At 73.0% G+C, this 23,451-nt stretch carries 16 protein-coding genes; 8 read left to right on the top strand and 8 right to left on the bottom strand.

Features of this window, described 5'->3' with window-relative positions:
• Positions 1 to 43: 43 nt before the first annotated feature.
• From ACFY30_RS11845 to ACFY30_RS11830, 4 genes are all read right to left on the bottom strand, one after another.
• Positions 44 to 1,132, bottom strand: coding sequence for a hydrogenase expression protein HypE (locus ACFY30_RS11845; protein ID WP_390657641.1), 1,089 nt, complete (start codon positions 1,130 to 1,132; stop codon positions 44 to 46).
• A 63-nt stretch (positions 1,133 to 1,195) separates the two neighbouring features.
• On the bottom strand, positions 1,196 to 2,932 hold the full coding sequence (locus ACFY30_RS11840) for an enoyl-CoA hydratase-related protein (protein WP_390845041.1): 1,737 nt from the start codon (positions 2,930 to 2,932) through the stop codon (positions 1,196 to 1,198).
• Positions 2,933 to 3,062: 130 nt separating this feature from the next.
• Positions 3,063 to 3,320, bottom strand: a complete 258-nt coding sequence (locus ACFY30_RS11835) for a hypothetical protein (protein ID WP_390845040.1) — start codon at positions 3,318 to 3,320, stop codon at positions 3,063 to 3,065.
• A complete protein-coding gene (locus ACFY30_RS11830; protein ID WP_390845039.1) occupies positions 3,307 to 3,564 on the bottom strand; it encodes a DUF6400 family protein in 258 nt (85 codons plus the stop codon). Before ACFY30_RS11830 ends, ACFY30_RS11835 begins: the two co-directional genes overlap by 14 nt.
• Positions 3,565 to 3,695: 131 nt before the next feature.
• On the opposite strand from ACFY30_RS11830, the gene ACFY30_RS11825 reads away from it, so the two are divergent.
• Together ACFY30_RS11825 and ACFY30_RS11820 are read left to right on the top strand one after the other, a co-directional pair.
• Complete coding sequence (locus ACFY30_RS11825) at positions 3,696 to 4,070, top strand: ArsR/SmtB family transcription factor (RefSeq protein ID WP_390845038.1); 375 nt, start codon at positions 3,696 to 3,698, stop codon at positions 4,068 to 4,070.
• A complete protein-coding gene (locus tag ACFY30_RS11820; protein WP_390845037.1) occupies positions 4,067 to 4,552 on the top strand; it encodes an SRPBCC domain-containing protein in 486 nt (161 codons plus the stop codon). Before ACFY30_RS11825 ends, ACFY30_RS11820 begins: the two co-directional genes overlap by 4 nt.
• Before the next feature lie 25 nt (positions 4,553 to 4,577).
• Here the strand turns inward: ACFY30_RS11820 and ACFY30_RS11815 are convergent, their stop codons facing one another.
• A complete protein-coding gene (locus ACFY30_RS11815) occupies positions 4,578 to 7,046 on the bottom strand; it encodes a SpoIIE family protein phosphatase (RefSeq protein WP_390845036.1) in 2,469 nt (822 codons plus the stop codon).
• A gap of 140 nt (positions 7,047 to 7,186) precedes the next feature.
• Between ACFY30_RS11815 and ACFY30_RS11810 the strand changes: the two genes are divergently transcribed.
• Positions 7,187 to 9,262 (top strand): SpoIIE family protein phosphatase, encoded by a 2,076-nt coding sequence (locus ACFY30_RS11810; RefSeq protein WP_390845035.1) that lies wholly within the window; start codon positions 7,187 to 7,189, stop codon positions 9,260 to 9,262.
• Positions 9,263 to 10,024: 762 nt separating this feature from the next.
• Entirely contained in the window at positions 10,025 to 11,545 is a 1,521-nt protein-coding gene (locus tag ACFY30_RS11805; RefSeq protein WP_390845034.1) for an FUSC family protein, read from the top strand.
• Between the two features lie 245 nt (positions 11,546 to 11,790).
• Here the strand turns inward: ACFY30_RS11805 and ACFY30_RS11800 are convergent, their stop codons facing one another.
• Positions 11,791 to 13,158, bottom strand: a complete 1,368-nt coding sequence (locus tag ACFY30_RS11800) for a pyridoxal phosphate-dependent decarboxylase family protein (protein WP_390845033.1) — start codon at positions 13,156 to 13,158, stop codon at positions 11,791 to 11,793.
• Between the two features lie 182 nt (positions 13,159 to 13,340).
• Between ACFY30_RS11800 and ACFY30_RS11795 the strand changes: the two genes are divergently transcribed.
• Positions 13,341 to 14,525: a YihY/virulence factor BrkB family protein gene (locus ACFY30_RS11795; RefSeq protein WP_390845031.1), complete on the top strand. Its 1,185-nt coding sequence runs from the start codon at positions 13,341 to 13,343 to the stop codon at positions 14,523 to 14,525.
• Between the two features lie 214 nt (positions 14,526 to 14,739).
• Here ACFY30_RS11795 and ACFY30_RS11790 read toward each other — a convergent pair whose 3' ends face one another.
• Positions 14,740 to 15,216 carry an SRPBCC family protein gene (locus ACFY30_RS11790; protein WP_390845030.1) on the bottom strand — a complete coding sequence of 159 codons (477 nt, stop codon included), beginning with the start codon at positions 15,214 to 15,216 and terminating at the stop codon, positions 14,740 to 14,742.
• Positions 15,217 to 15,558: 342 nt separating this feature from the next.
• On the opposite strand from ACFY30_RS11790, the gene ACFY30_RS11785 reads away from it, so the two are divergent.
• A complete protein-coding gene (locus ACFY30_RS11785) occupies positions 15,559 to 16,167 on the top strand; it encodes a TetR/AcrR family transcriptional regulator (RefSeq protein ID WP_390845029.1) in 609 nt (202 codons plus the stop codon).
• 578 nt (positions 16,168 to 16,745) lie between these two features.
• Here the strand turns inward: ACFY30_RS11785 and ACFY30_RS11780 are convergent.
• On the bottom strand, positions 16,746 to 20,108 hold the full coding sequence (locus ACFY30_RS11780) for a discoidin domain-containing protein (protein WP_390845028.1): 3,363 nt from the start codon (positions 20,106 to 20,108) through the stop codon (positions 16,746 to 16,748).
• Between the two features lie 779 nt (positions 20,109 to 20,887).
• On the opposite strand from ACFY30_RS11780, the gene ACFY30_RS11775 reads away from it, so the two are divergent.
• Complete coding sequence (locus ACFY30_RS11775) at positions 20,888 to 22,249, top strand: bifunctional o-acetylhomoserine/o-acetylserine sulfhydrylase (RefSeq protein WP_390845027.1); 1,362 nt, start codon at positions 20,888 to 20,890, stop codon at positions 22,247 to 22,249.
• Positions 22,246 to 23,391 (top strand): homoserine O-acetyltransferase, encoded by a 1,146-nt coding sequence (locus ACFY30_RS11770; RefSeq protein ID WP_390845278.1) that lies wholly within the window; start codon positions 22,246 to 22,248, stop codon positions 23,389 to 23,391. Before ACFY30_RS11775 ends, ACFY30_RS11770 begins: the two co-directional genes overlap by 4 nt.
• Positions 23,392 to 23,451: the final 60 nt, after the last annotated feature.

Below are 23,451 nucleotides of genomic sequence, written 5' to 3'. Positions count from 1 at the left end.
ACGAAGCAGAAGCGGTTGACGCGTGGTCAGGTGCGGGAGGACGTCACCAGGGGGGCCGGTAGCCGGTGGTGATCTTCTCTCCGGTACGGCGCCACTTCGGTTCCTTGTCCACCGTCTTCGCGGTGATGTCCCGCAGCTTGCGGATCACGGCGCCGTAGGCGCCGCTGGCCGTGCTGGAGACCTTGGCCCCGGGGGGTTCGTCCATGAACGGCATGAACTTGTCGGGGAAGCCGGGCATGGTGCAGGCGATGCAGATGCCGCCGACGTTGGGGCAGCCGCCGATGCCGTTCATCCAGCCGCGTTTGGGCACGTTGCACTTGACGACGGGACCCCAGCAGCCGATCTTGACCAGGCACTTCGGCGAGTCGTACGACAGCGCGAACTCGCCCTGCTCGTAGTAGCCCGCGCGGTCGCAGCCCTCGTGGACGGTGGCCCCGAACAGCCAGGTCGGACGCAGCTTGTCGTCCAGCGGGATCATCGGGGCGGAACCCGCCGCCTGGTAGAGCAGGTAGGTGAGCGTCTCGGCGAAGTTGTCGGGCTGGATCGGGCAGCCGGGGACGCACACGATGGGGATGCCGGCCTGGGACTTCCAGTCCCAGCCGAGGTAGTCGGGCACGCCCATCGCACCGGTCGGGTTGCCGGCCATGGCGTGGATGCCGCCGTACGTGGCGCAGGTGCCGATGGCGACCACCGCCAGCGCCTTGGGCGCGAGCCGGTCGATCCACTCGCTGGTCGTGATCGGCTGGCCCGTCTCCGGGTTGTCGCCGAAGCCGCACCAGTAGCCCTCCGGCTTGATCGCCTCGTTGGGGATGGAGCCCTCGACGACCAGGACGAACGGGTCGATCTCGCCCCGCTCCCCCTTGAAGAACCACTCGATGAACGTGTCGGCACCGCCGACCGGACCGCACTCGAAGTCGATGAGCGGCCAGTGCACGGCGATCTTCGGCAGCCCCGGGAGCGCGCCGAGCGCGATCTCCTCGATGCTCGGCTGCATGGCCGCCGTCAGCGCGACCGAGTCGCCGTCGCAGCTCAGCCCCGCGTTGATCCAGAGGATGTGGATCGTGGGTGTCTCGTCGGCGAGCGCGCCTGTGGCGCCCGCGGCACCGACCGTGTCCGGCGTCGCCTCAGTCATGGGACCGCCTCCTGGGGAGGTAAGGGATGAAGGCCTGCATTTCGACCATCAGGACTCTTCGTATCAGTGGTCCGGCCCGGATGAGACGCCGGAGGGGGCCGTTCCGGTGACATCGGCGGTACAGGGGGCCGGCCCGCCGCGCGCAACCGCGGCGAGGTGCGGCGGGGTGCACGCCGGGCGCTCCTTGTGGACGAACGCGCGGCGCAGGGCGTGGTACGGGGCGCCGGGGTCGTCGAAGGTCCGGCGCATCCGGGCCAGCTCCCGCTCCCGGAAGCCGGCCAGCGGGGTCAGACGCTGGAGCCGGTCCAGCTCCGTCTTCTTCGCGGTGACACGGGCCGCCACGGCCGGCCGGGACGCCAGCCGTGCCGCCAGGCCGGCGACCTCGCCCGCGAACGCGTCGGGGGCGCAGTCGAGCACCTGGTCGACGAGTCCGAGGCGCTGGGCGGCCGCCGCGCTCACCGGGAGCGCCTCACGCATGAGCCGTTCGGCGACGGCGGGGCCCACTCGGCGCGGGAGGCTGTAGGTCCAGTACTCCGAGCCGTACAGGCCCATCAGCCGGTAGTGGGGGTTCAGTACGGCGCCCGAGCGGCACCAGACCTCGTCGGCCGCCAGGGCGAGCATCACGCCGCCCGCCGCGGCGTTGCCCGCGAGGGCCGCGACGACGAGGCGGTCCGTGGTCGTCAGGACAGCTTCGACCAGATCGTCGATGGCGTTGATGTTGGCCCAGGACTCGGCGGCGGGGTCGGCGGCGGCCTCGATGACGTTCAGATGGATCCCGTTGGAGAAGAAGTCCCGCGGTCCGCCGAGCACGAGCACCGACGTGGGCCGCTCGCACGCCGACCGGTAGGCGTCCAGCAGACGCCGGCACTGCTCGGTGCTCATGGCGCCGCCGGGGAAGGAGAACGACAGGAAGCCGACGTTCCCGTCCTCCCGGTAGCGGATGTCCGTCCAGGTGGCTTCCCGGGCCTCGGGCAGGGGCGGCAGCCGGTCGCCGAGGGCGGTGGTGGCGGGCAGCTTGTACGTCGGCGGCTGCCCGGGCTGACGGCGGGGCCGCAGTTCGGGGATCCACACGGCGCCGTCGGCCGTGGCCCGGCAGATCGCCCCGGCCCGGGTGGCCAGCAGCTCGCCGGGGCGGCCGCGCAGCGCTCCTTCGGGGTGGCCGCCGTGCAGGTACCACGCGCCGCCGAGGAACGCGTCCAGTACGCCGGGCTGCGAGTCGGCGGCCCGCAGCTTGCGCAGGACGGTCTCCGTGGAGTCCTCGCCCCAGTCGACCCGCCGGACGCTCTGGTCGAGGTACGGCCGTGCGCGCACCGGTCCGTCCTGGCCGCGCGGCACGTACGCGCCCCCGGCGAAGCGCTCCACCGCGAGGAGGACGGCGGCCAGCGCGGCGTCGGCGACCTCGCCCCGGTACAGCTCGCTCTTGCCCGTCGGGGGCACCCGGCACGACACGGACGCCCACACGTCACCGGCGTCCATCTCCGCGTCGGCCTGCAGCACGGTCACGCCCCAGTCCTCGGCGCCCTCGTGGATGGCCCAGTCCAGGGAGGAGGGCCCCCGGTCACCCACCGGGCCCGGATGGACGACGAGGCAGGTGTAGGCCGTCCAGACGTCCTCGGGGATCGCCGTCTTCAGCATGGGCGCGACCACGAGCCGCGGGTCGTGCCGCCGTACGGTCTCGGACAGCGAGCCGTCGTGGGACAGGGCGAGCTCCACGGCGACGGTGTGGCCGCGGTCGCGCAGTGCGGCGTGGACCCGCTGTGTGAGGCTGTTGAACGCGCTGGCCAGAAGCAGGATGTGCACGGCTGTCTCCGGGCGGACGAACGGCAGCCGGGGATGACCGCCGACTGCGATCGTCCGTCAGGCCCGCCGCGCCGTTCCGCAGACAGCCGGTGGGGTCATCCGAAAGCAGGGCTTGCTGCGCCGTCCGGCCTCACTGCCCCCGCAGGCCGTCTACGATGCGCTCCCAGCGGGAGCGGGTGGCCCCGAAGTGCGTCTCGTGGTCCCAGACGTGGGTGCAGGACGGGCACTGCAGATGGAGCAGGCTGCCGGTGTGGGACAGCAGATAGCGCCAGTGCGCGGAGCAGGTGCGCCCCTGCGCGCAGGGGTCGCAGCCCTGGCGGTCGTCGCAGTTGGGGCAGGCCACCCAGGCCCGGCGGCCGATGTCGGCCTGCGGGTCAAGCGGCAGCACTGCCGCCCCCTCGCGGCGGCAGCACACCCGCCGCGACCAGTTCGTCGTACACGCGCTGCTGCTCCTCGTCGAGACCCGAGTAGAGCAGCGCGTTCGCCGCTTCCTCGCCGCGCAGTGCCTCGACGGGGTCCCAGTCGGAGCCGAGGGCGTCCAGGACGTGCGCCCGTCGGAGCATCTCGTGCGCGCTCAGGTCGAGGGACCAGCCGACCGGTTCGTCCGAAGGAGTGGGGCCATGGTGGGACATGCGATCGAACGTAGGGAAGCCTTCCTCACCCGGGCAAGAGCAGGTGGGAGAAGTCACAGCAGGTCGGAGCGGGGTCGGGGCCGCGGTCGCGCGGTTGCGGGGGTTCGGGGGGCCGACTGACATGCAACCAAATGGTTGTGGATGAAGGTGCTTCCGGAACCCTGGACCGGCTCTTCCACGCCCTGGCGGACACGACCCGACGGGACATGCTCCGCCGGTGCGTCCAGGGCGATCTGTCGGTGTCGCAACTGGCCGCCGCCTACCCGATGAGCTTCGCCGCCGTGCAGAAACACGTGACGGTGCCGGAGCGGGCCGGGCTGGTCACCAAGCAGCGGCGCGGACGGGAGCAGCTCGTCCTCACGGAGCCCGACGCCGTGGCCCGGGCCCGGCGGGCCCTCGACGAACTGGCGGCCCTGTGGCGCGGCCGGGTGGAGCGGATGTCCGGCCTGCTGCCGCCCGGCCCCCGCACGGCAGAGCACCATCCGAAGGAAGGACCGGACCCATGACCGTGACCAGCGTGGACAAGGACCTCGACAGCCTCTCCCTCCCCCTGATCGCCGACTTCGCCGCCTCCGTGGAGGACGTGTGGCAGCTGTGGGCGGACCCCCGCCGGCTGGAGCGCTGGTGGGGACCCCCGGCCCACCCGGCCACCGTGGAGAGCCACGACCTGACCCCGGGCGGCGAGGTCACCTGCCTCATGACGAGCCCCGAGGGCGACAAGCACCGCGGCTGGTGGCGCGTCACGTCCGTCGCCGCGCCCACGTCCCTGGAGTTCACCGACGGCTTCGCCGACGCGGAGGGAACCCCGAGTCCCACCATGCCGACCACCACCGTGCGGGTCCGGCTGGCCCGGCACGGGGACGGCACCCGCAGGGAGATCCGGTCCGTCTTCGACAGCCGGGAGCAGATGGAACAGCTGATGACGATGGGCATGGAAGAGGGCCTGAAGCAGGCGGTCGGCCAGATGGACGGCCTCCTCACCGGCTGACCTCCCGGTCGTCACCGGCAGCTCGTCACCGGCCGACCTCCAGCTCGGCCCAGATGATCTTCCCGTCGCCCGTGTACCGGGCTCCCCACCGATGGGAGAGCTGGGCCACCAGGAAGAGACCACGGCCCCCCTCGTCCGTGCTCCGCGCGTGCCGGAGCCGGGGGGCCGTGCTGCTGGCGTCGGAGACCTCGCAGGTCAGACGTGTGTCGCGCAGCAGTCGCAGCCGGATGGGCGGTGCGGCGTACCGTACGGCGTTGGTGACCAGCTCACTCACGACGAGTTCCGCCGTCATGGCCGCCTCCCCCAGCCCCCAGGCCTCGACCTGGCGGGTCGCCCGGGCCCGGATGTCGGCGACGGCGGCCGGGTCCACGGGCACGTCCCAGGAGACGACCCGGTCGGGACCCAGGGCGTGGGTACGCGCCAGCAGCAGGGCGATGTCGTCGGGCCGGTTCACGGGCACCAGCCGGCGCACGGCCGACGCGCACAGGTCGTCGAGGTCGCCGTCGGAGCGGGCGAGCAGGTCGGCGAGCCGGGCCATGCCCAGCTCCATGTCGCGGTCGGCTCCCTCGATGAGGCCGTCGGTGTACAGGCCGAGCAGGCTGTTCTCGGCGAGCTCGATCTCGGTCGCCTCGAACGCCATTCCGCCGAGCCCCAGCGGAGGCCCGGCCGGGGGCTCGGGGAAGGAGACCCGGCCGTCGGGTGCCACGACGACGGGCGGCGGGTGTCCGGCGCGGGCCATCCTGCACCGCCGGGTGACCGGGTCGTAGACGGCGTACAGGCAGGTGGCGCCGAGGAACGCGGTCGCACTGTGCCGGACCGCGACGTCGTCGGTCCGGTCCGCGCTCAGCCGGAGCACGAGGTCGTCGAGGTGGGCGAGCAGTTCGTCCGGGGGCATCTCCATGTCGGCGAGCGTCTGCACGGCGGTGCGCAACCGGCCCATGGTCGCGGCGGCGGTGATGCCGTGCCCCACCACGTCTCCGACGACGAGGCCGACCCGGGCCCCGGACAGCGGGATCACGTCGAACCAGTCGCCGCCCACCCCGTCGGTGGGATCCGCAGGCAGGTAGGAGGAGGCCACGTCCAGCGCGGTGCCGCCGCTCAGGGCGTGCGGCAGCAGACTGCGCTGCAGGGTGACGGCCGCCGTGTGCTCCCGCGTGTACCGTCGCGCGTTGTCCACGCACAGCGCCGCCCGCGCCACCAGTTCCTGCGCGAGCAGGACGTCGTCGGGCTGGAACGACACGGGGTTGAGCGACCGTACGAACGTCGTCAGGCCCAGGGCGGTGTTCCGCGCCCGCATCGGTACGGAGATCAGGGAGTGCAGCCCGAACTCGCGGATGCTGGCAGCCCGTTGGGGCTGTTCGGCGGTCCACAGGGCGTCGGAGGGGTCGAGGACGGGGATGAGGATCGGCTCGCCGTCGATGAGCAGCCGCGCGTCGTGCGGCGGAGGCAGGAAGTCCACCCTGTCGCCGACGCGGGCCACGGCCTCCGGGCAGCCCTCCCGCACCGAGCTCATCGCGGCGCGGCGCATCACCGGCCTGGCGGGTGCCGGGCCCGCGTCCGTCAGCCACGCCCCGTGCCCCTCGGTGCTGAGCACGGGCTCCAGGAGGTCGACGAGGACGAAGTCGGCGAAGCGGGGCACGGCGAAGTCGGCGAGTTCCTGGGCCGTCCGCATCACGTCCAGGGTCGTTCCGACGCTCGCGCCGGCCTCGTTGACCAGCGACAGGAGCCGGCGGGCGTTCCACCGCTCGGTGACGTCCTGGACCATGTAGCAGACACCGGAGACGGAGCCGTCGGCGTCCACGAGGGGGAAGAAGGACGTGGAGTAGGCGTGCTCGCGGTGCGGATCGGCCCAGCTCCACCCCAGGTACTCGTAGTCGGTGACCGGGACCCCGGTCTCCAGGACCTTGCGCATCAGGCCCTCGATGGTCTCCGCCTGGAGCCCGGGCAGCAGCTCGCTGAGCCGGCGCCCCAGCCGCTGTTCGCGGGGCACACCGCCGAAGCGTTCCAGCGTGTCGTTCAGCCACACATAGCGCAGCCGCAGGTCCATCACCGCCATGCCGACCGGGCAGCGGGTCAGAAACCCGTCGAGGACGGACTGGCCGACCGTCCAGTGCCGGCTCTGCGGGCGCGCCGAGAGCAGGAAGCACTCGTCGCCGCCGATGCGGAAGGACGCCGAGACCCGCAGGTCGACGTCGACGGGACGGCCGTCGTGGTGCCGTACGGAGATCCGACCGCTCCACCCCATGCCCGCACGGCACCGCTCGGCGACGCCGGCCACCCGCGCCGGGTCGCCGGGCATCGCCACCAGGTGCGCGGCGGAGCGGCCCACGACGTCCGCGGCCGGGCGGCCGAGCAGTGCCTCGGCGCCCCGGGTCCAGCCGATCACGACACCGTCCGCCGACACGACCGCCGCCGCGTCGGTGGACGCGTCGAGGAGATCGCGCGGTTCCGTCGGCGCCGGAGCGGCGTCAAAAGCATCTCGCGCAGGGTCCATCGGGCCATCCTTCGACACGACCATGGTGCTGCTTGTCCGCCCGATGTGCACGGTCTGGCGCGGCGGGCCGCCGCCGTCGGAGCCCTCGGCCTTTCCGGACGCCCCGGGCGGGGGCAGCATGGAGGGAAGGAGGATCTGGGATGACAGCCGAACCCTTCCGGTCCGACGGCGACGCGTACCGCACCGAGGCGGACGAGGCGCCCCCGCCCACCGGTCTGCTGGACGTCCTGAGCGTGTGCGCGATGGTCCTCGACGCCGACGGGCGGATCGTGTTCTGGACCCCGCAGGCGGAGGAACTGTTCGGGTACACCGCCGAGGAGGCCCTCGGCACCTACGCGACCCGGCTGTTCATCCACTCCGAGCATCTGAAGTCCGTGGTGCGGCTGTTCGCGGAGGTGCTGGAGACCGGGCGGAGCTGGGCCGGCACCTTCCCCATCCGGCACAAGGACGGCAGCAGCCGGCTGATGGAGTTCCGCAACATGCGGCTGCAGGACGACCTCGGGGACGTCTACGCCCTGGGCATCGCGGCCGACCACACGCTGCTGCAACGCGTCGAGACCGATCTCGCCCTGTGCGAGCGGCTGATCAACCAGTCCCCGATCGGCCTGGCCCTGCTCGACCCCGACCTGCGGTACCTCCTGGTCAATCCGGCGCTGGAGCGCATCGACGGCATCCCCGCCGAGGACCATGTCGGCCGTCGCCTCAGGGAGACCCTGCCCCTCCCCGACGTCGACACCATCGAGTCCGCGCTGCGTCAGGTTCTCACCACCGGTACGCCGTTGCTCGACCAGTACCACGTGGGCCGCCCCCGGACCGACCCCGACCGGGAGCACGCCTGGTCGCTGTCGTTCTACCGGCTGGAGGACCCCGGCGGGCGGGTCCTGGGCGCGGCCGCCTCGGTCGTCGACGTCACCGAACGGCACCGCGTGGCGGCCGAGGCCGACCGGGCGCGCCGGCGCCTCGCCCTGATCGCCGAGGCCTCCACGCGGGTCGGCACCACGCTGGAGGTGGACCGGACCGCCCGCGAACTGGCCGAGATCGCCGTGCCGCAGCTCGCCGACGTGGTCGCCGTGGACGTCCTCGACTCCGCCCTGGCCTGCCGTCGCTCACGCAGACCGGACGACGGCCCGGAACTCTTCCGCGCCCTCGCGCTCAAGGCGTCCCACCCGACCGTGGCCCTGCGCGCGGCCGACCCGCCCGGCGACATCGCGGCCTACGACGGCGACCGGCTGGTCACCCTGTGCGTCCACACCGGCCGGCCGGTCCTGGTGCGCCATGTCGGCGACGCCGACATACCGCGCATCGCCCGGGACGCCGAGGCCGGCTCCCTGCTGGCCCGGGCCGGTGTCCACTCGTACCTGGCCGTGCCGTTGATCGCCCACGGCGAGGTGCTCGGCGCCCTCGACCTCAAGCGCACCCGCAACCCGCTCCCGTTCGACGAGGACGACGTCGTGCTCGCCACCGAGCTGGCCGGCCGTGCCGCCGTGGCCATCGACAACGCCCGCTGGTTCGAGAGCGTGCGCAACACCGCCCTGACCCTCCAGCGCAGTCTGCTGCCCGACCATCCGCCCCACCACGCCGGCCTCGACCTCGCCTCCCGCTACCAGCCCGCCCAGGCCACGAGTGAGGTCGGCGGCGACTGGTACGACGTCATCCCGCTGACCGACGACAAGACCGCGCTGGTCGTCGGGGACGTCATGGGCAACGGCATCGACGCGGCCGCCACGATGGGCCGGCTGCGCACCGCCACCTGCGCCTACGCGGATCTCGATCTCGACCCGGGGGCCGTGCTCCAGCATCTCGACAAGATCACCTGCGATCTCGAGCACTACATCGTCACCTGCCTGTACGCGGTGTACGACCCCCGCACACGGCAGTGCCGGATCGCCAACGCGGGGCACATGCCGCCCGCGCTGGCCGGCCCCGGCCACGCCCCCGCCCTGCTCGACCTGCCGTCCGGCGCCCCGCTCGGTGTCGGCGGCATCCCCTTCGAGACGACCACGACCCGACTCGCCCCCGGCGACGTCCTGGTGCTCTACACGGACGGCCTCGTCGAGACCCGGCACCACCCCATCGACGACCGGCTGGCCATGCTGCTCACTTTCCTCGACGAACCCGACCGGCCCCTCGAGGAGATCTGCGACCTGCTGCTGTACGGCCTGCGCCACCCCGACGACCACGACGACGTGGCCCTGCTCGTCGCCCGGGCCCTGTAGCGGCGGCGGGATCAGGGCGGGCCGCGGGCCGGGCTGCGGCGGGTGCGGGGCCGGTCGACAATGAGGTGGCGGGGCGCGTGTCCGGCCCGCCCACGATGCCTCGGGGACGTCGGCCCGAGAGGAACGTGCCCATGCGCGCCGAGTCGTCGCCGACTTCGCGGACGGGGGCCTTCACCGCGCTCGCGCCGGAGCCGGGACCGCGCTCACGCGGCGTGCGCGGCGGAGGCCCGCCGTGAGGGGCGGGGCGGAGCGGGCCGCGATCCTCGGGGCGGTGACGGGAGCGACATCGGGGGCGGAGTGCGGGGCGGTGACAGGGACGGGGTTCAGAACGGGGGTGGCCGGGCGGGTGGAGGGGGCCACGTCGGGGGTGGGCAGGGGGACGGGGACGAGGACGGTGCCGGGGCCGGGGAGAGCGACGGGACCGGGGCCAGGGACGGGATGCGGGACGGTGAGAGGGGCCGTGGGCCGGAAGGCGGCCTGGACGAGGAGAGGGACTGGGCGGACGGGGCCCGTGCGACGGACGCCGTCCCGGACGGTGCATGGGATGCCGTCGGTACACCGGGCAGTGGCAAGGTCGGCACACCTGACGCGGACGGGGCTGCCGCACCGGACGGCGCCGGGGTCGGCGTACCGGACGGCCACGAGGCCCGTGTGCGGGGCGGTGGGCGGGCGCGGCTGCGAAGGAGTGGCGGTGGTGGTGACCGCGGGGACGTGCGGGGTGGTGGCTCCGGGGACGTGGCGTCGGCATGGTTGCTGCCGCGGGTGGGGGCTCTGTGTGACGGCAGTGCGGCGGCGCTGCGGGCGGGCCGGGTCATGCCGGAGCCGCCGCGGCTGGACCGGGCGATCGGCGCGTTCCAGGAGATGCGGGTGCGGCAGGCGGCGGATCCGGCCGCCGAGGGAGCGGCGCTGGTTCCGGTGCTGCGCCGGCAGGCCGCGCTGTTGGGTGTCGCCGAGTCCGTGCGCGTTCTGGAGATCGCCGTACGGGTCGGCCTCGACGGGCGGCGCACCCCGCCGATCGAGCCATGGGAGCTGTTCTGGTACACGGAGGCGTCCACGTCCCGGCTGTGGCTGCGCCGAATCGTCGGCAACATGACGCTCCGCTCGGTGCAGTTCCACAACGCGGTCAGGATCGCGCTGGCTCTTGCCGCGGCACGGCTGGTCGCCGGTTCGTTCGACCTGACCCACGGCTTCTGGGTGCTGCTGGCGGTGCTGACGCTGAGCAGGACCACCGTCGGGGAGACCTGGGCGGCCATGCGCGGGGCGGTGGCCGGCAACCTCGTCGGCGCCGTCGCGGCGGGTGCCCTGCTCATCGGCGTCGGGCAGCACACCGATGCGTACGCCGCGATCCTCGCGCCGGGCATGCTGCTGGCCTTCGCTCTCGGGCCGCTGCTCGGCATCGCGTGGGCACAGGGACTGTTCACGCTGGTCGTGGCCACGGCGTTCGCGCAGATCGCCCCGGCCACCTGGCGGCTGGCCGAGGCGCGGATCGTGGACGTGGTGACCGGCAGCGCCGTCGGTCTGCTGTGCGCGCTGCTCGCCTGGCCGGCCGGTGCCCGCCGGGAGGTGCGCAGGACCATGGCGGGTCTGCTGGGCGTGTGCGGGCCGCTGGTCCAGGACACCGTGGGGGTGCTGACGGCCGTGCCACCGGGCTCCGCACCGCCCCCGCCGACGCTGCCGGTCCTGCACCGGATGCGCCTGGCCGAGTCCGCCTACGCCCAGTTCCGCAGTGAGCCGGCCGCCAGGGGCTCCGCCGGGGCCGACTGGCACGGCGTGCTGATCGCGGCCCACCAGATCCTGCTGGGTGCCCACTGGCTGCCCCGCTTCGACCTGCCCGCGAGCGCCCTGCCGCCGGGCGCGGCGCGAGGGGCGCGGGCCGCCGCCCTGACGGCGGCCCGGACCACCGACCGGCTGGCCGCCCTGTGCGTGGGGTCGCCGGCCCTGGCGGAACGACCGCCTCCGAACGCCTTTCCTCCGGACGGCTTCCCTTCGGACGACTTGGCTCCGGACGGCTCGGCTCCGGACGGCCCGCGGCCGGAGCCCGCGCCTCCGCCCGCCGCCCCGCTCCCGGCGCTGATCGACCTCGAGATGTGGCTGACGAGCCTGTCCGCACAGCTCGCCCGTGCCGAGGCCGGGCTGCCCGGCGCGGGTGACCACGCGGCCGGGGAGGCGACGGGCACGGCGGCGCCCGAGGCCTCGGGCGGACCGGCCGGAGCCGTCACCGGCCCCGGGGGCGACGGCGTCTCCGTCCGCCCCGCGGTCCGGCGGCGCGAGCGCGGACGCTAGGTCCCGTCGTCACACTCCCCTCGTCGCCCGAAGGGCGGCCGTACGGCGACGCGGGGGCCCCTCCCGCCGCCCTCACGGCAGTGGTGGAGCGTGCCGGGCGTCGTGCGGCGGACGGGAATGCGACGACAGGGCCTCGTGCCGTGGCGGGCGACGGGTCGTCCGTGAAGGGGCGGCGTCGTGGGGGTACGTCCAGCCCGGGCCGTGCGCAGCGCGCTGTCCCGGCGGCGCCGGGCGGCGTCCGCAGCTCACGTGTCGGCAGCGGCGCGCCGGATCGCGTCGAGCGTACGCGTCACGTCGTCGTCGGTGGTCGACCAGTTGCTCACCGAGATCCGCATGACGCGCCGGCCGCGCCACGTGGAGCCGCTGATCCACGCCGTGCCGTCGTCGAGCAGCCGGTCCAGTACCCGGTCCGTGCGTGCGTCGTCGCCGAACTCGGCGCACACCTGGGTGAAGACGACGTCGTTGAGGACGCTCGCCCCGTCGATCCCGGCGATGCCGGCGCCGAACGCGCGGGCGTGCCGGCACAGCCGTTCCACGAGGTCCGCCACACCTGACCGGCCGAGGGAGCGGAGGGCGGCCCACACGGGGAACGCCCGGCCGCGCCGGGAGAGTTCGGGCACCTTGTCGACGGGGTCGCCCTGTTCGTGGTGGATGAGGTACTCGCCGTGCAGGGCCATCGCCGCCCGGAGCGCGGACGGGTCGCGCACCACGGCGAGCCCGCAGTCGTAGGGGACGTTCAGGGTCTTGTGCGCGTCCGTCGCCCAGGAGTCGGCGTGGGCGCAGCCCGCCGTCAGGTGCGCGTACGCCGGGGAGGCGGCGGCCCACAGCCCGAAGGCGCCGTCGACGTGCACCCAGGCGTCCGTCTCGCGGGCGGCGCGGATCGTCTCGGTGAAGGGATCGAAGGCGCCGGAGTGGATGTCGCCGGCCTGGAGGATCACGATCGTGGGGCGCCGCCCGCCGGCCGCGAGGGCGCGCCGCAGGGCCTCGGGCTCGATGCGTCCCTGCTCGTCCGCCGGCACCAGTTCGGGCCTGCCGAGCCCCAGGTAGCGCAGCGCCAGGTCGACGGCCATGTGCCGGTCCTCGCCGGCGACGACGCGCACGGCAGGCCCGCCGGCGAGTCCGTCGCGGGCGACGTCCCGGCCGGCGCGCCGCAGCACGGCGTCGCGCCCGGCGGCGAGGCAGGTGAAGTTCGCCATCGTGGCACCGGTGGTGAAGCCGACGGCGCTGCCGCCCGGCAGGCCGAGCAGATCGAGCAGCCAGGCTCCGGCGATCTCCTCCGCCGCCGCGTACGCGGGCGAGACGGCACGCATCACGCAGTTCTGGTCCCACGCGCTGACCAGCCAGTCCGCGGCCAGCGCGGCCGGTTCGGTGCCGCCGACGACGAACCCGTAGAAGCGGCCGCTGGGAAACGCGGTGAGCCCCGGCTCGCAGGCCGTGGCGAGCAGGTCGACGACGTCGGCGGGCGGGCTGGGGCCGTCGGGCAGGCGGGCGCCGAGCGCGCACACGATCCCGTCGACCGAGGCGCGGGCGGGGACCCGGCGGTCGGCCAGGCTCGCGAGCCAGCGGACCGCGTGGTCGTGTGCCTGCCGGAGCGCCCTCTCGCGCGCGTCCATACCTCGGACTATGGGACAGTCGCCGAGGCCGTGCAAGGCGCGGGTCGCTCGGCGGCGCCTGACGCCGGGCCTCCCCCGGTCGCAGCAGGCCCGGGTACCGGCACCGCACAACCCGGACGACAGAAATGTCCAATATGCCCGATTTGAGGCATGGGCGTCATCGGACCGGAAACCCGTGCGAAATGGTACGAACACTGAGAAGGCATGGACGGCACGGCGGGCACGCCACGGCCGATCGGGAGACCGAGGCCGCGCAGGCCCCGGAGACGCCCCCCGGCGAGCGGGTGGACGAGCGGGTGGAGCGGGCCGACCCCGAGACCCGGCCGGAGGAACGGGAGGAGCGGGCCCGGGAGACCCGGCCGGACGAGCAGAGGGAGCGGGCCCCGAAGGCAGGGCCGGACGAGCAGGTGGAGCGGCGGGCGCCCGACAGCCCCACGGAGCTGCCCAAGCGCTCCTGGATGGCGGTGCTGAAGGGCACGCTCAAAGAGTTCAAGAGGGACGAGCTGACCGACCGGGCCGCGGCGCTCACCTATTACGGCATCCTGGCGCTCTTCCCCGCGCTGCTCGCGCTCGTGTCGCTGCTCGGCATCGTCGGACAGTCGGCCACGCAGGCGGTGCTGGACAACATCCAGAAACTCGCCCCCGGCCCCGCGCAGGACATCCTGCGCAACGCCGTGCAGCAGATGCAGGGAAACTCCGGGCTCGGCTCGGTGATGGCGATCGTGGGGCTGCTGCTGGCGGTGTGGTCGGCGTCCGGATACGTCGCCGCGTTCATCCGCAGCGCAAACGCGGTCTACGACATCCCCGAGGGCCGTCCGGTGTGGAAGGTGCTGCCGGTGCGGGTCGGGGTGACCGTCGTCCTGATGCTCATGGCGGTGGTCAGCGCCCTGATCGTGGTGTTCACCGGCGGTCTGGCCCGGGAGGCGGGCACGGCGCTCGGCGTCGGCGACGCGGGACTCACGGCGTGGTCGATCGCGAAGTGGCCGGTACTGGTGGTGCTGGTCATGATCATGATCGCGATCCTCTACTGGGCCACACCGAACGCGCGGGTCCGCGGCTTCCGCTGGATCACGCCGGGCAGCGTCCTCGCGCTGGTGATCTGGATGATCGCCTCGGCCGGGTTCGCGCTGTACGTGGCGAACTTCGGCTCGTACAACAAGACCTACGGCACTCTCGCGGGCGTGATCATCTTCCTGGTGTGGCTGTGGATCACCAACCTGGCCATTCTGCTCGGCCTGGAGTTCGACGCGGAGCTGCTCCGCCAGCGCGCCGTCGCCGGGGGCCACCCGGCCGACGACGAGCCGTACGTCCAGCCGCGCGACACCCGCAAGTGGGACGAGGAGGACCGCCGGCGGCTCGGTTCCTGACCGGGCCGACCGGCGGCTCCGCCGACCGGCGGCTCCGCCGACCGGCGGCTCCGCCGGTCGGCGGCCGCGCCCAGCGCCGGCGCTCGGTCAGGCCGCCGGGCCGCCAGGGCACCGGCCAGCTGAGCCGCCCGAGCACCGGCGGTCCGGCGGGCCCCGCGCCACGCTGACGGCATCCGCGTGCCTGTTCCCGTGGGCGGAACGTCCTTCCCGGCTGTCAGAGGGTCGAGCCGGGGTCCCCGGGCCGGATGCGCCCGCGCCACGACCCCGTCTCGCCGCCGCGCTTTTCGACGTAGTCCTTGAAGCGGTGCAGGTCGCCCTTGACCCGGCGGTCGATCATGCCGAGCATGTCCGCGCCCTTCTCGGCGACGCCGGTGGGCTCGAGGTCCATCGTGAGCTCCACCCGGGTGTGCGAGTCGTCAAGCCGCTCGAACCTCACCGATCCCCGCTGCTTGGTCTCACCGCCGACGGCCCGCCAGGTGATCCGGTCGTCCACCAGCTGGTCGACGATCTCGGTGTCGAACTCGCGCCGCACCCCGCCGATCTTGGTGACCCAGTGGTTGTGCCGGTCGTCGAGCTGGCGGACCTCCTCGACGCCCTCCATGAAGTTCGGGAACTCCTCGAACTGAGTCCACTGGTTGTAAGCGGTGTGGACGGGCACCTCGACGTCGACCGCTTCCTTCACCGTGCTCATCGTCGCCTCCAAGCTGACGGTTCTCGGGCGGGGCCGGCCGGCCCCTGCCTGTCCGAGCGACACGAGTACCCGGGTGCGCGCATCCGAAGACCACCCGAGGGGCACCGGCCGTGGTGGCCGGTGCCCCGCCGCGTGCGCAGCGCCGGCCGGGCAACGGATGCGGCGGGGGACCACGAGCAGACACCGGCGCGGCCTTCAGGGAAACACCGCCCGTGGGCGGCACCCCGTGACCCCGGCCCGGCACCGAGGATCGACTTACAACGCGTCAAGCGTCGGTGCGACGCGTATCGCGTGCGGCCGCCGTGTACGTCCGACCAGGCGGCGGCGCGTTAAGATCCGGTTATGGCCAACCTGCGAGAGGCCCAGAAGCAGATGACGCGCCGTCTGCTGCTGCAGTCCGGACTTGAGATGTTCAAGACCAAGGGGTACGCCGCCACCACGGTCGACGACATCGCGACCGCCGCGGGCACCACCCGTGTGACTTTCTACGCGTACTTCTCCTCTCGCAGCGAGCTGATGAAGACCCTCATCGACGAGCAGCTCAACGAGACGCTGCAGCGCGGCAGCTCCCCCGAGCACGGCTCCACGGCGCAGGACCTCGGCGCCACCGTGGCCGACGGGACGCCGGAGGCGATCGCGGCGTGGCTGCGGCGGACCGCCGACAGCTGGCCCGCCATCCGGCCGATCATCCGGATCGGCCGCGATGCCGCGGTGGTCGATCCGGAACTCACCGACCTGGTCGAGCGCTGGATGGAGGAGGCCATCAGCGACATCGAGGACGCACTGGCGACGGCCGGGCGCTTCGAGCCCCACCAGCGCCGCTTCCGGGGCGTCCTCGCGATGGCCGAGCTCGACTTCGTCGCCCAGAACTGGGACCGCTCCGACTGGAAGCTCACCCGCGACCAGATGCTCGACGAGCTCACCACCAGCTGGGTACGGCTGCTGACCTGACCATGCCGACGCGAGCCCCGGCAGCGCGAAGGGGACCCCCTGGGTCCGCAGGTCGGCAGACGTCCGCATGGCGCCGACGTCCTGGTGGACGATGCGGCCCGCCGTGTCCGGCCGGACGGCGCCGCGTGCCTCGGAGGAGAAGACGGCGCGCCCGGGCCCTTCGGCCACGCCCCGACCCTTCGGCCAGGCCGGCGGCCGCGACCTGGGAGCACCGCCGGTAGAGCTCGCCCAAGATCGGGAGGCTCTCGGCCGTGCCGGGTGCGGCGCGCCGATCACCTGACCCGTGTGGCGGCTGTCCCCAGGGGAGCGACGCCGTCACCGACGTCGAGGGCGTCCTGGACGAGAAGCTGCCGGCCGACCGCGTCCCCGGCGGCGGACTCGACCGCGAGGACGCCGTCACCGACAGCGCCCCTCTCGAGATCGCCCGCCGCAGCAACACGACCGGGGTGGCGAAGGGCCACCCCGCACGCGGCATGCCGTACAGCCACGTCCTGACGACCTTCGTCCCGCTTCTGAGGGCACAGGGCCCCAGCGACGACGACCCCCGCCTGACGGGCTCGGCCGGTTCCGCCGGTGCTCTACTGGATCCGGATCTCCGCGAGTTGGAGGCGGTACCGCGTCGGCTCGTCGGAGGCCGGCCTGCCGAGCCGGGTGGTCCGCAGACGCAGATACCGGCCGGTGGCGGCCGGGAGCGTGTAGGTCTGGGCGGCCCCGTCGGGGTTGTCCTGGCCGGTGACGGTCCGGACGGTGGTGTACGTGCCGGAGCCGTCGGCACGGGTCTGCAGGACGAAGTCGACGGGGAACCCGGCCGTGCCGCCGCCCGCCGCGGAGGTGTCGGTGCGCGGGTGAAGGGTGACGGCGCCGACGGCCCGGTCGGCTCCCAGGTCGATCTCGATCCAGACGGGACCGGCGGTGACGTCGGCGGAGGGGAAGTCGATGCTGGTGAACCCCTTGGCGCCGGTCACGCTGGTGAGGGTGCCGTCCAGGACGCGGGTCTTGCCCCAGTCGCCGTTCTCCAGGGTGCAGTTGGCGCTCACGGTGGTGGCGGCGGTGGGGACGGTGAGTTCGGCGAGCTGGAGGCGGTACTGGGCGGGCTCGTCCGATGCGGGGGTCCCGAGCCGGGTGGCCTGCAGACGGACGTGGCGGGCGGTGGTCGTCCTGAAGCCGTACGTCTGCGGAAGCCCGTCGGGGTTCGGCTGGCCGGTGACGGTCCGGACGGTGGTGTACGTGCCGGAGCCGTCGGCGCGGGTCTGCAGGGTGAAGTCGACCGGGAAGCCGGCCGTGCCACCACCCGCCGCGGGCGTGTCGGTGCGCGGGAAGAGACGCACGGCGTCGAGGTCCGTGTCGGCTCCGAGGTCGACCTCGACCCATACCGGGTGGGCGCCGACGTCGGCCGACGCGAACTCGGCGCTGGTGTAGCCCTTCGCGCCGCTCACGCTCGTCAGCCGGCCGTCGGTGAGCCGGCTTCTTCCCCAATTGCCGTTCTCCAGGCTGTTGTTGCTGGTGACAGGCCGGCCCAGAGCGAGGTTGTCGAGACGGCCGGTACCCGTCACCGTGAACGTCCACGCGCCCGGCTGGACGGTGACGTACACGTACGAGGAGTCCTTGCCCGCGTAGCCGAGACCGCTGACGCCGCCGGTGAAGGTGCCACCGGAGAAGACGGTGGTTCCCCCCGCCTTGACGACGGGATCGGCGCCGCCGTACACGGGCACGCCCACGCGGGCGGTCGTGCCGCTCGGTGAGGTGAGCGTCAGGGTGACGTTCGTGCCGTCGCGCCGGATGCCGAAGCGGATGTCGCCCTTGACGGTGGGTGTGACCGCGCTGATCTTCGTGAGGGTGCCGGTCTGCGGGATCACGTCGTACGCGGTCCAGCCGGGCTGCGTGGGGCGCACTCCGGCGGCGTACGCGGAGAGGGCGTACAGGGGGCCGCCGTTCCAGGCGTGGTTGTCGGTGCCGTCGGCCTTGGTCCACAGCTCCCACAGGGTGGGGCAGGCGGCGTCGGCGACCTGGGCGGCGTACCGGTTGCGCATCCGCTCCTCGGCGACGGTGGCCGCGCCCATCAGATACAGCGCCTCGAGGACGTAGAACTCCATGTAGGGGCTGGCGTTGAGATGGGTGCGCAGCACCTCGGTCACCGCACGGTGGCGGGAGGCGGGGGCCAGGCCCGCGACGACGGCGAGGGCGTTGGCCCGGTCGTCGGTGTCCCTGGTGTAGCCGGGCGAGCGGTACTCGTTCCTCGAGGTGTTCCACAGGACGCGGTCGAAGCCGGCCTCGATGCTGTCGCGCCGGGCCTGCCAGCCGGCCACGTCGCCGCTGTTGCCGCTGAGGCCGGCCAGGGTGACGGCGGTGCCCAGGGCCAGGTAGTACCAGCAGTTGTCGAGCACGCGGGCGTCGATGTCGCTGCCCCAGTCCTCCCAGTCCCAGTCACCGGCACGGTGGTCGACCAGTCCGTCGCCGTCCAGGCTCCAGAGGCCGAGGTAGGTCTTCAGGGCCGGGTAGGCGGCGGTGACGGCTTCGGTGTCGCCGGTGTAGAGGTGGTACGTGCCGAAGGACCACACCGAGGCGAGCATCTGGGTGGGCAGTTCGCTGGTCCAGATGACGGACGGCACCGGGGAGTACAGGGCGCCGCCGGACTTCCGCCAGGACGCCAGCTGGGAGATCGCCTTCGCGCCGAGGGCGTGGGAGCGGGAGTCGAAGGTGTAGAAGCCCTCCTTGAGCTGGTTCACGACGTCACCCCACCACTGGGAGCGCTCGCGGGTCGGGCAGTCCATGTAGCTGTCCCGCATGTTGACGTACATCGTGCGGGCGGCCTTGCCCCAGAGGGTGTCGAGGAAGGCGTCACTGCTGCCGAACGAGCCGGCGAAGTCGGTGTCGTAGCCGGACTCCCGGTACTTCAGCTCCAGGATGGTGACCCCGGCCGGAATCGTGTACCGCACCGCGGTGCCGCTCATCCAGCCCAGCGACTCGAACTCCTGGACTCCGCCCGTGCAGACGTAGGTGGAGCGGACGTTGTAGCCGGTGCCGGGCTCGATCCCGGTGAGGTTGGCGCCGTCGTCGTAGTGGTCGGTCTGGATGCCGATCACCGCACCGGCCGGAGCGTCCACCTTCAGATACGGGGTGACCTGCAGGTTGGACGGCAGGGTGGCCGAGATCGCGGTGGCCCCCCGGCCGGTGCCCGGCAGGGAGGACGCGTTGGCGTACGGCTTCAGACCGGAGTAGCGGAACAGGGGGATGGGCCGTGCGACGAGGTTGTTCCAGGGGGACGAGCCCACGGCCCCGAAGTCGGCCGGTGCCGTCCACCCGCTGTCGTCGAAGCCGGGGGACCGCCATCCCTCCATGGCGGTGGTGTCGCGGGCGTCGTAGAAGATGTTCGACTCGGGCAGCCGGAAGTTGGCCTGCGTTCCGCCGGTGTTGTGGGAGTAGCCCGGGTGGACGGTGTGCTTCCAGCTCGTGTCGCTGACCAGGCGCGTGGTCGTCGAGCCGGTCGTGACGTCCGACTGGAACAGCAGGCCGCCCCTGCCGCTGCTGTTGTGTGAGAAGCCCTGTTTGCCGAAGTGCCAGACCAACAGCGCGATCGTGTTGTTGCCTCCGGTGAGGTGGGGGGCGAGGTCGATCTCGTCGTGGTAGGTGTCCGTGCGGTTCGGACCCCGCTTGAGCTGGCCCTCGAAGACCACCAGGGTGCCGTTCACCCAGAGCCAGTACTTGGAGTCGGCCGCGATCCGCGTCACGGCCGTCGACGGCGCGGAAGCGAGGGCGAACGTTCTGCGGAAGGCGACCCACTGGTTCGTCGAACTGGACGGCGCCCAGATCCACTTCGCGGTCCACGAGTCCGCGGCGGACACCGCCGGCGCGAGACCGGGAAGAACCAGGGAACCCAGCGTGGGGGCGAGGGCCACACCCATGGCGGACCGCAGAGCGGACCGGCGGGAGACGTACTGCATCGAGGGGACCTTCCCGGGGGGTGAGGGCGACAGCAGCCGTACGGAGCGGCGGGCGAAGGGAGGGAGGCAGGGAGGGACGCCCGGGTCACCACGGCGGCGCAGGACAGGACTTGAATCGATTCAATCCACTATGTGCAGGCGTGATCCTCAGCCCTCGCCGAGTCCCCTGTCAATAACCTGTGCGCACACACGTCCCGCGACGGCCACAGCCACCGTCCCTTGCAGTGTTCACCCCGCCGCGGCCGCTTTCAGGCCGGCTTCGAGGTCGGTGAGGAGATCGTCGACTCCTTCCAGGCCTCCGGAGAGCCGCACCGGGCCCGGGGTCACACCGGCCACCGCCTGCTGACGTGTATATCCGCGGAACTGGGGTGAGTTGGTTCTCGATGAAGACACGGGCCGCGTCCAGCACCTCGTCCCGCGCGGGTGGGACCGCGACCGAGGCGACGGGCGGCCCCGGCCGCCGGTCCGGGCGCACGGGACATCGTCTCTTCACATGCCGTGCTGGTGCGCCGTCGTCAACTGTGGTTACCTGACCCCATGACCGTGCTTGTGACCCGCCGCCACGTTGACTACGTGCGTGTCACGACCATGTGTTGTTCCGCCGTGAGCTGACGCCGCGCTCCGGCATCTGATTCCCCTCTTCACCATCACCCGCACCGCGCTGTGCCCTGCCCGTTTCCGGTAGGGACAGCGGCCCTGCGGTCCCTTCGGATACCCCCGCGCGCCCTGCACGCCGCGCGCCCACCGCACACCTCGCACGCCCCGCACAAGGGAGAACCATGAGCCAGCCGACCGACTCCGTCACCGCCGGCCACACCCCCGAGGACGAACCAGCCGGCCCCGACACCTCGGCCTGGTCGTTCGAGACCAAGCAGATCCACGCCGGCGCCGCGCCGGATCCGACGACCGGGGCACGGGCGGTGCCGATCTACCAGACCACGTCGTTCGTCTTCCGCGACACCCGGCACGCCGCGGACCTGTTCTCGCTCGCCGAGCCGGGCAACATCTACACCCGTATCCACAACCCGACCCAGGACGTGTTCGAGCAGCGGATCGCCGCGCTCGAAGGCGGGGTCGCCGCGGTGGCCCTCGCCTCGGGGCAGGCCGCCGAGACCCTCGCGCTCCTCACCGTGGCGAGCGCGGGCGACCACATCGTCTCCTCCACATCCCTGTACGGCGGCACCTACAACCTGTTCCGGCACACCCTGCCCAAATTCGGTGTCGAGGTCTCCTTCGTCGACGACCCGGACGACCTGGACGCATGGCGAGCGGCGATCCGCCCGACCACGAAGGCCCTGTTCGCCGAGACACTCGGCAACCCGCGCGGCAATGTGCTCGACGTACGGGCCGTGGCCGACGTCGCGCACGAGGCGGGTGTCCCGCTGATCGTGGACAACACCGTCCCGACCCCGTATCTGCTGCGGCCGCTCGAACACGGCGCCGACGTCGTCGTCCACTCCGCGACCAAATTCCTGGGCGGCCACGGCACCACCATCGCCGGAGTCGTCGTCGACGGCGGCACCTTCGACTTCGGCGCGCACCCCGAGCGCTTCCCCGACTTCAGCGAACCCGACCCGAGCTACCACGGTCTGCGGTACTGGCCCGCGCTCGGCCCGGGTGCCTTCGCCGTCAAACTGCGCGTCCAGCTGCTCCGCGATCTGGGCCCCGCCCTCTCCCCGCACTCGGCCTTCCTCCTGCTGCAGGGCGTGGAGACGCTCAGCCTGCGCATCGAACGGCACTCCGCCAACGCCCAGGCGCTGGCCGAATGGCTGGAACAGCGCGACGAGGTCGCCGCCGTCCACTACCCGGGCCTGGAGTCCAACCGGTGGTACGGGGCGGGGCGGCGCTATCTGCCGCGCGGCGCCGGCGCGGTCCTGGCCTTCGAACTGCGGGACGGGGTCGAGGCCGGCAAGCGGTTCGTCGACGGCGTCGAGCTGTTCAGCCATCTCGCCAACATCGGCGACGTACGCAGCCTCATCATCCATCCGGCGTCCACCACCCACAGCCAGCTGGACGAGACCCAGTTGGCGGCGACCGGCACCTCGCCCGGCCTGGTCCGCCTGTCGGTCGGCATCGAGAACCTCGCCGATCTCAAGGCGGACCTGGAGGCGGGCTTCCGCGCGGCGAAGGGCGCGTCCTGAACACCGTGCCGGCCACCTCCGCGATTCCCCTCCCGCCGGCCTCCGGGGCCTGGCGGGAGGGGGATCCGCCCGGCCGCCGCCAGTGGCATGTGCGGGGGAAACCGCTGCCGTTGGAGGCAGGAGGTGATCTGCCCGGTGTCCGGATCGCGTTCGAGACCTGGGGGCGGCCGGCGCCCGACCGCTCCAATGCCGTACTGGTGCTCCACGCGCTCACCGGCGACAGCCATGTCGCCGGACCGGCCGGGCCCGGCCACCCCACCCCCGGCTGGTGGGAAGGGCTCATCGGGGCCGGCCGGGCCCTGGACACGGACCGCTGGTTCGTCGTCGCTCCCAATGTGCTGGGCGGCTGCCAGGGCAGCACCGGCCCGTCCTCGACGCGTCCCGACGGGCGGCACTGGGGTGGCGCCTTTCCCGCGCTGACCCAACGTGACCAGGTCGCCGCGGAGGCCGGCCTGGCCGACGCGCTCGGCATCGACCGCTGGGCGCTGGTGGTCGGCGGCTCCATGGGCGGGATGCGTGCCGTGGAGTGGGCCGTGTCGTATCCGGAGCGCACGGGCGCCCTCCTCCTGCTCGCGACCACGGCGGCGGCGAGCGCGGAGCAGATCGCCTGGGCCGGCATTCAGCTCCACGCCATCCGCAGCGACCCGTTCTGGCGCGGCGGCGACTACCACGGCACGGGACGGGGGCCCGACGCGGGGCTCGGCCTGGCCCGCCGTATCGCCCACGTCACCTATCGCAGCGAGCCGGAGCTGCAGGTCCGCTTCGGTCGCGCGCCCCAGGGCGCGGAGGACCCGGGGAGCGGCGGCCGGTACCAGGTCGAGTCGTATCTCGACCACCATGCCGCCAAGCTGGTGCGCCGCTTCGACGCGGGCAGCTATGTCGCGCTGGCGGACGCCATGAACACCCACGACGTCGGCCGCGGTCGCGGCGGTACGCGCGCCGCCCTGCGCCGCGTGACCGCCAGGACGCTGGTCGCCGGAGTGACCTCGGACCGTCTGTATCCCCTCGCCCAGCAGGCGGAGCTGGCCGCCGGTATCCGCACGGCCGACCGTCTCCGGGTGATCGAATCGCCCTATGGTCACGACGGCTTCCTCATCGAAGTGGAGCAGGTCGCCGCGCTGGTGGACGAACTCGTCGGGTAGGGCCTGTTGCGCCAGTGGCGTCGTCGCCCGCAGCGCGGCCGCCTTCGCGACAGGCCCTGA

Source organism: Streptomyces sp. NPDC000345 (assembly GCF_042898825.1).
Taxonomy (GTDB): Bacteria; Actinomycetota; Actinomycetes; order Streptomycetales; family Streptomycetaceae; genus Streptomyces.
This window is presented reverse-complemented; position numbering and strand designations above follow the sequence as displayed.

Bases quoted from the DNA above. Each gene is read 5' to 3' on its own strand.
- ACFY30_RS11845 (WP_390657641.1), bottom strand. From the start codon at position 1,132: ATGACTGAGGCGACGCCGGACACGGTCGGTGCCGCGGGCGCCACAGGC.
- ACFY30_RS11830 (WP_390845039.1), bottom strand. From the start codon at position 3,564: ATGTCCCACCATGGCCCCACTCCTTCGGACGAACCGGTCGGCTGGTCC.
- ACFY30_RS11825 (WP_390845038.1), top strand. From the start codon at position 3,696: ATGGTTGTGGATGAAGGTGCTTCCGGAACCCTGGACCGGCTCTTCCAC.
- ACFY30_RS11820 (WP_390845037.1), top strand. From the start codon at position 4,067: ATGACCGTGACCAGCGTGGACAAGGACCTCGACAGCCTCTCCCTCCCC.
- ACFY30_RS11815 (WP_390845036.1), bottom strand. From the start codon at position 7,046: ATGGACCCTGCGCGAGATGCTTTTGACGCCGCTCCGGCGCCGACGGAA.
- ACFY30_RS11810 (WP_390845035.1), top strand. From the start codon at position 7,187: ATGACAGCCGAACCCTTCCGGTCCGACGGCGACGCGTACCGCACCGAG.
- ACFY30_RS11800 (WP_390845033.1), bottom strand. From the start codon at position 13,158: ATGGACGCGCGCGAGAGGGCGCTCCGGCAGGCACACGACCACGCGGTC.
- ACFY30_RS11795 (WP_390845031.1), top strand. From the start codon at position 13,341: ATGGTACGAACACTGAGAAGGCATGGACGGCACGGCGGGCACGCCACG.
- ACFY30_RS11790 (WP_390845030.1), bottom strand. From the start codon at position 15,216: ATGAGCACGGTGAAGGAAGCGGTCGACGTCGAGGTGCCCGTCCACACC.
- ACFY30_RS11785 (WP_390845029.1), top strand. From the start codon at position 15,559: ATGGCCAACCTGCGAGAGGCCCAGAAGCAGATGACGCGCCGTCTGCTG.
- ACFY30_RS11780 (WP_390845028.1), bottom strand. From the start codon at position 20,108: ATGCAGTACGTCTCCCGCCGGTCCGCTCTGCGGTCCGCCATGGGTGTG.
- ACFY30_RS11775 (WP_390845027.1), top strand. From the start codon at position 20,888: ATGAGCCAGCCGACCGACTCCGTCACCGCCGGCCACACCCCCGAGGAC.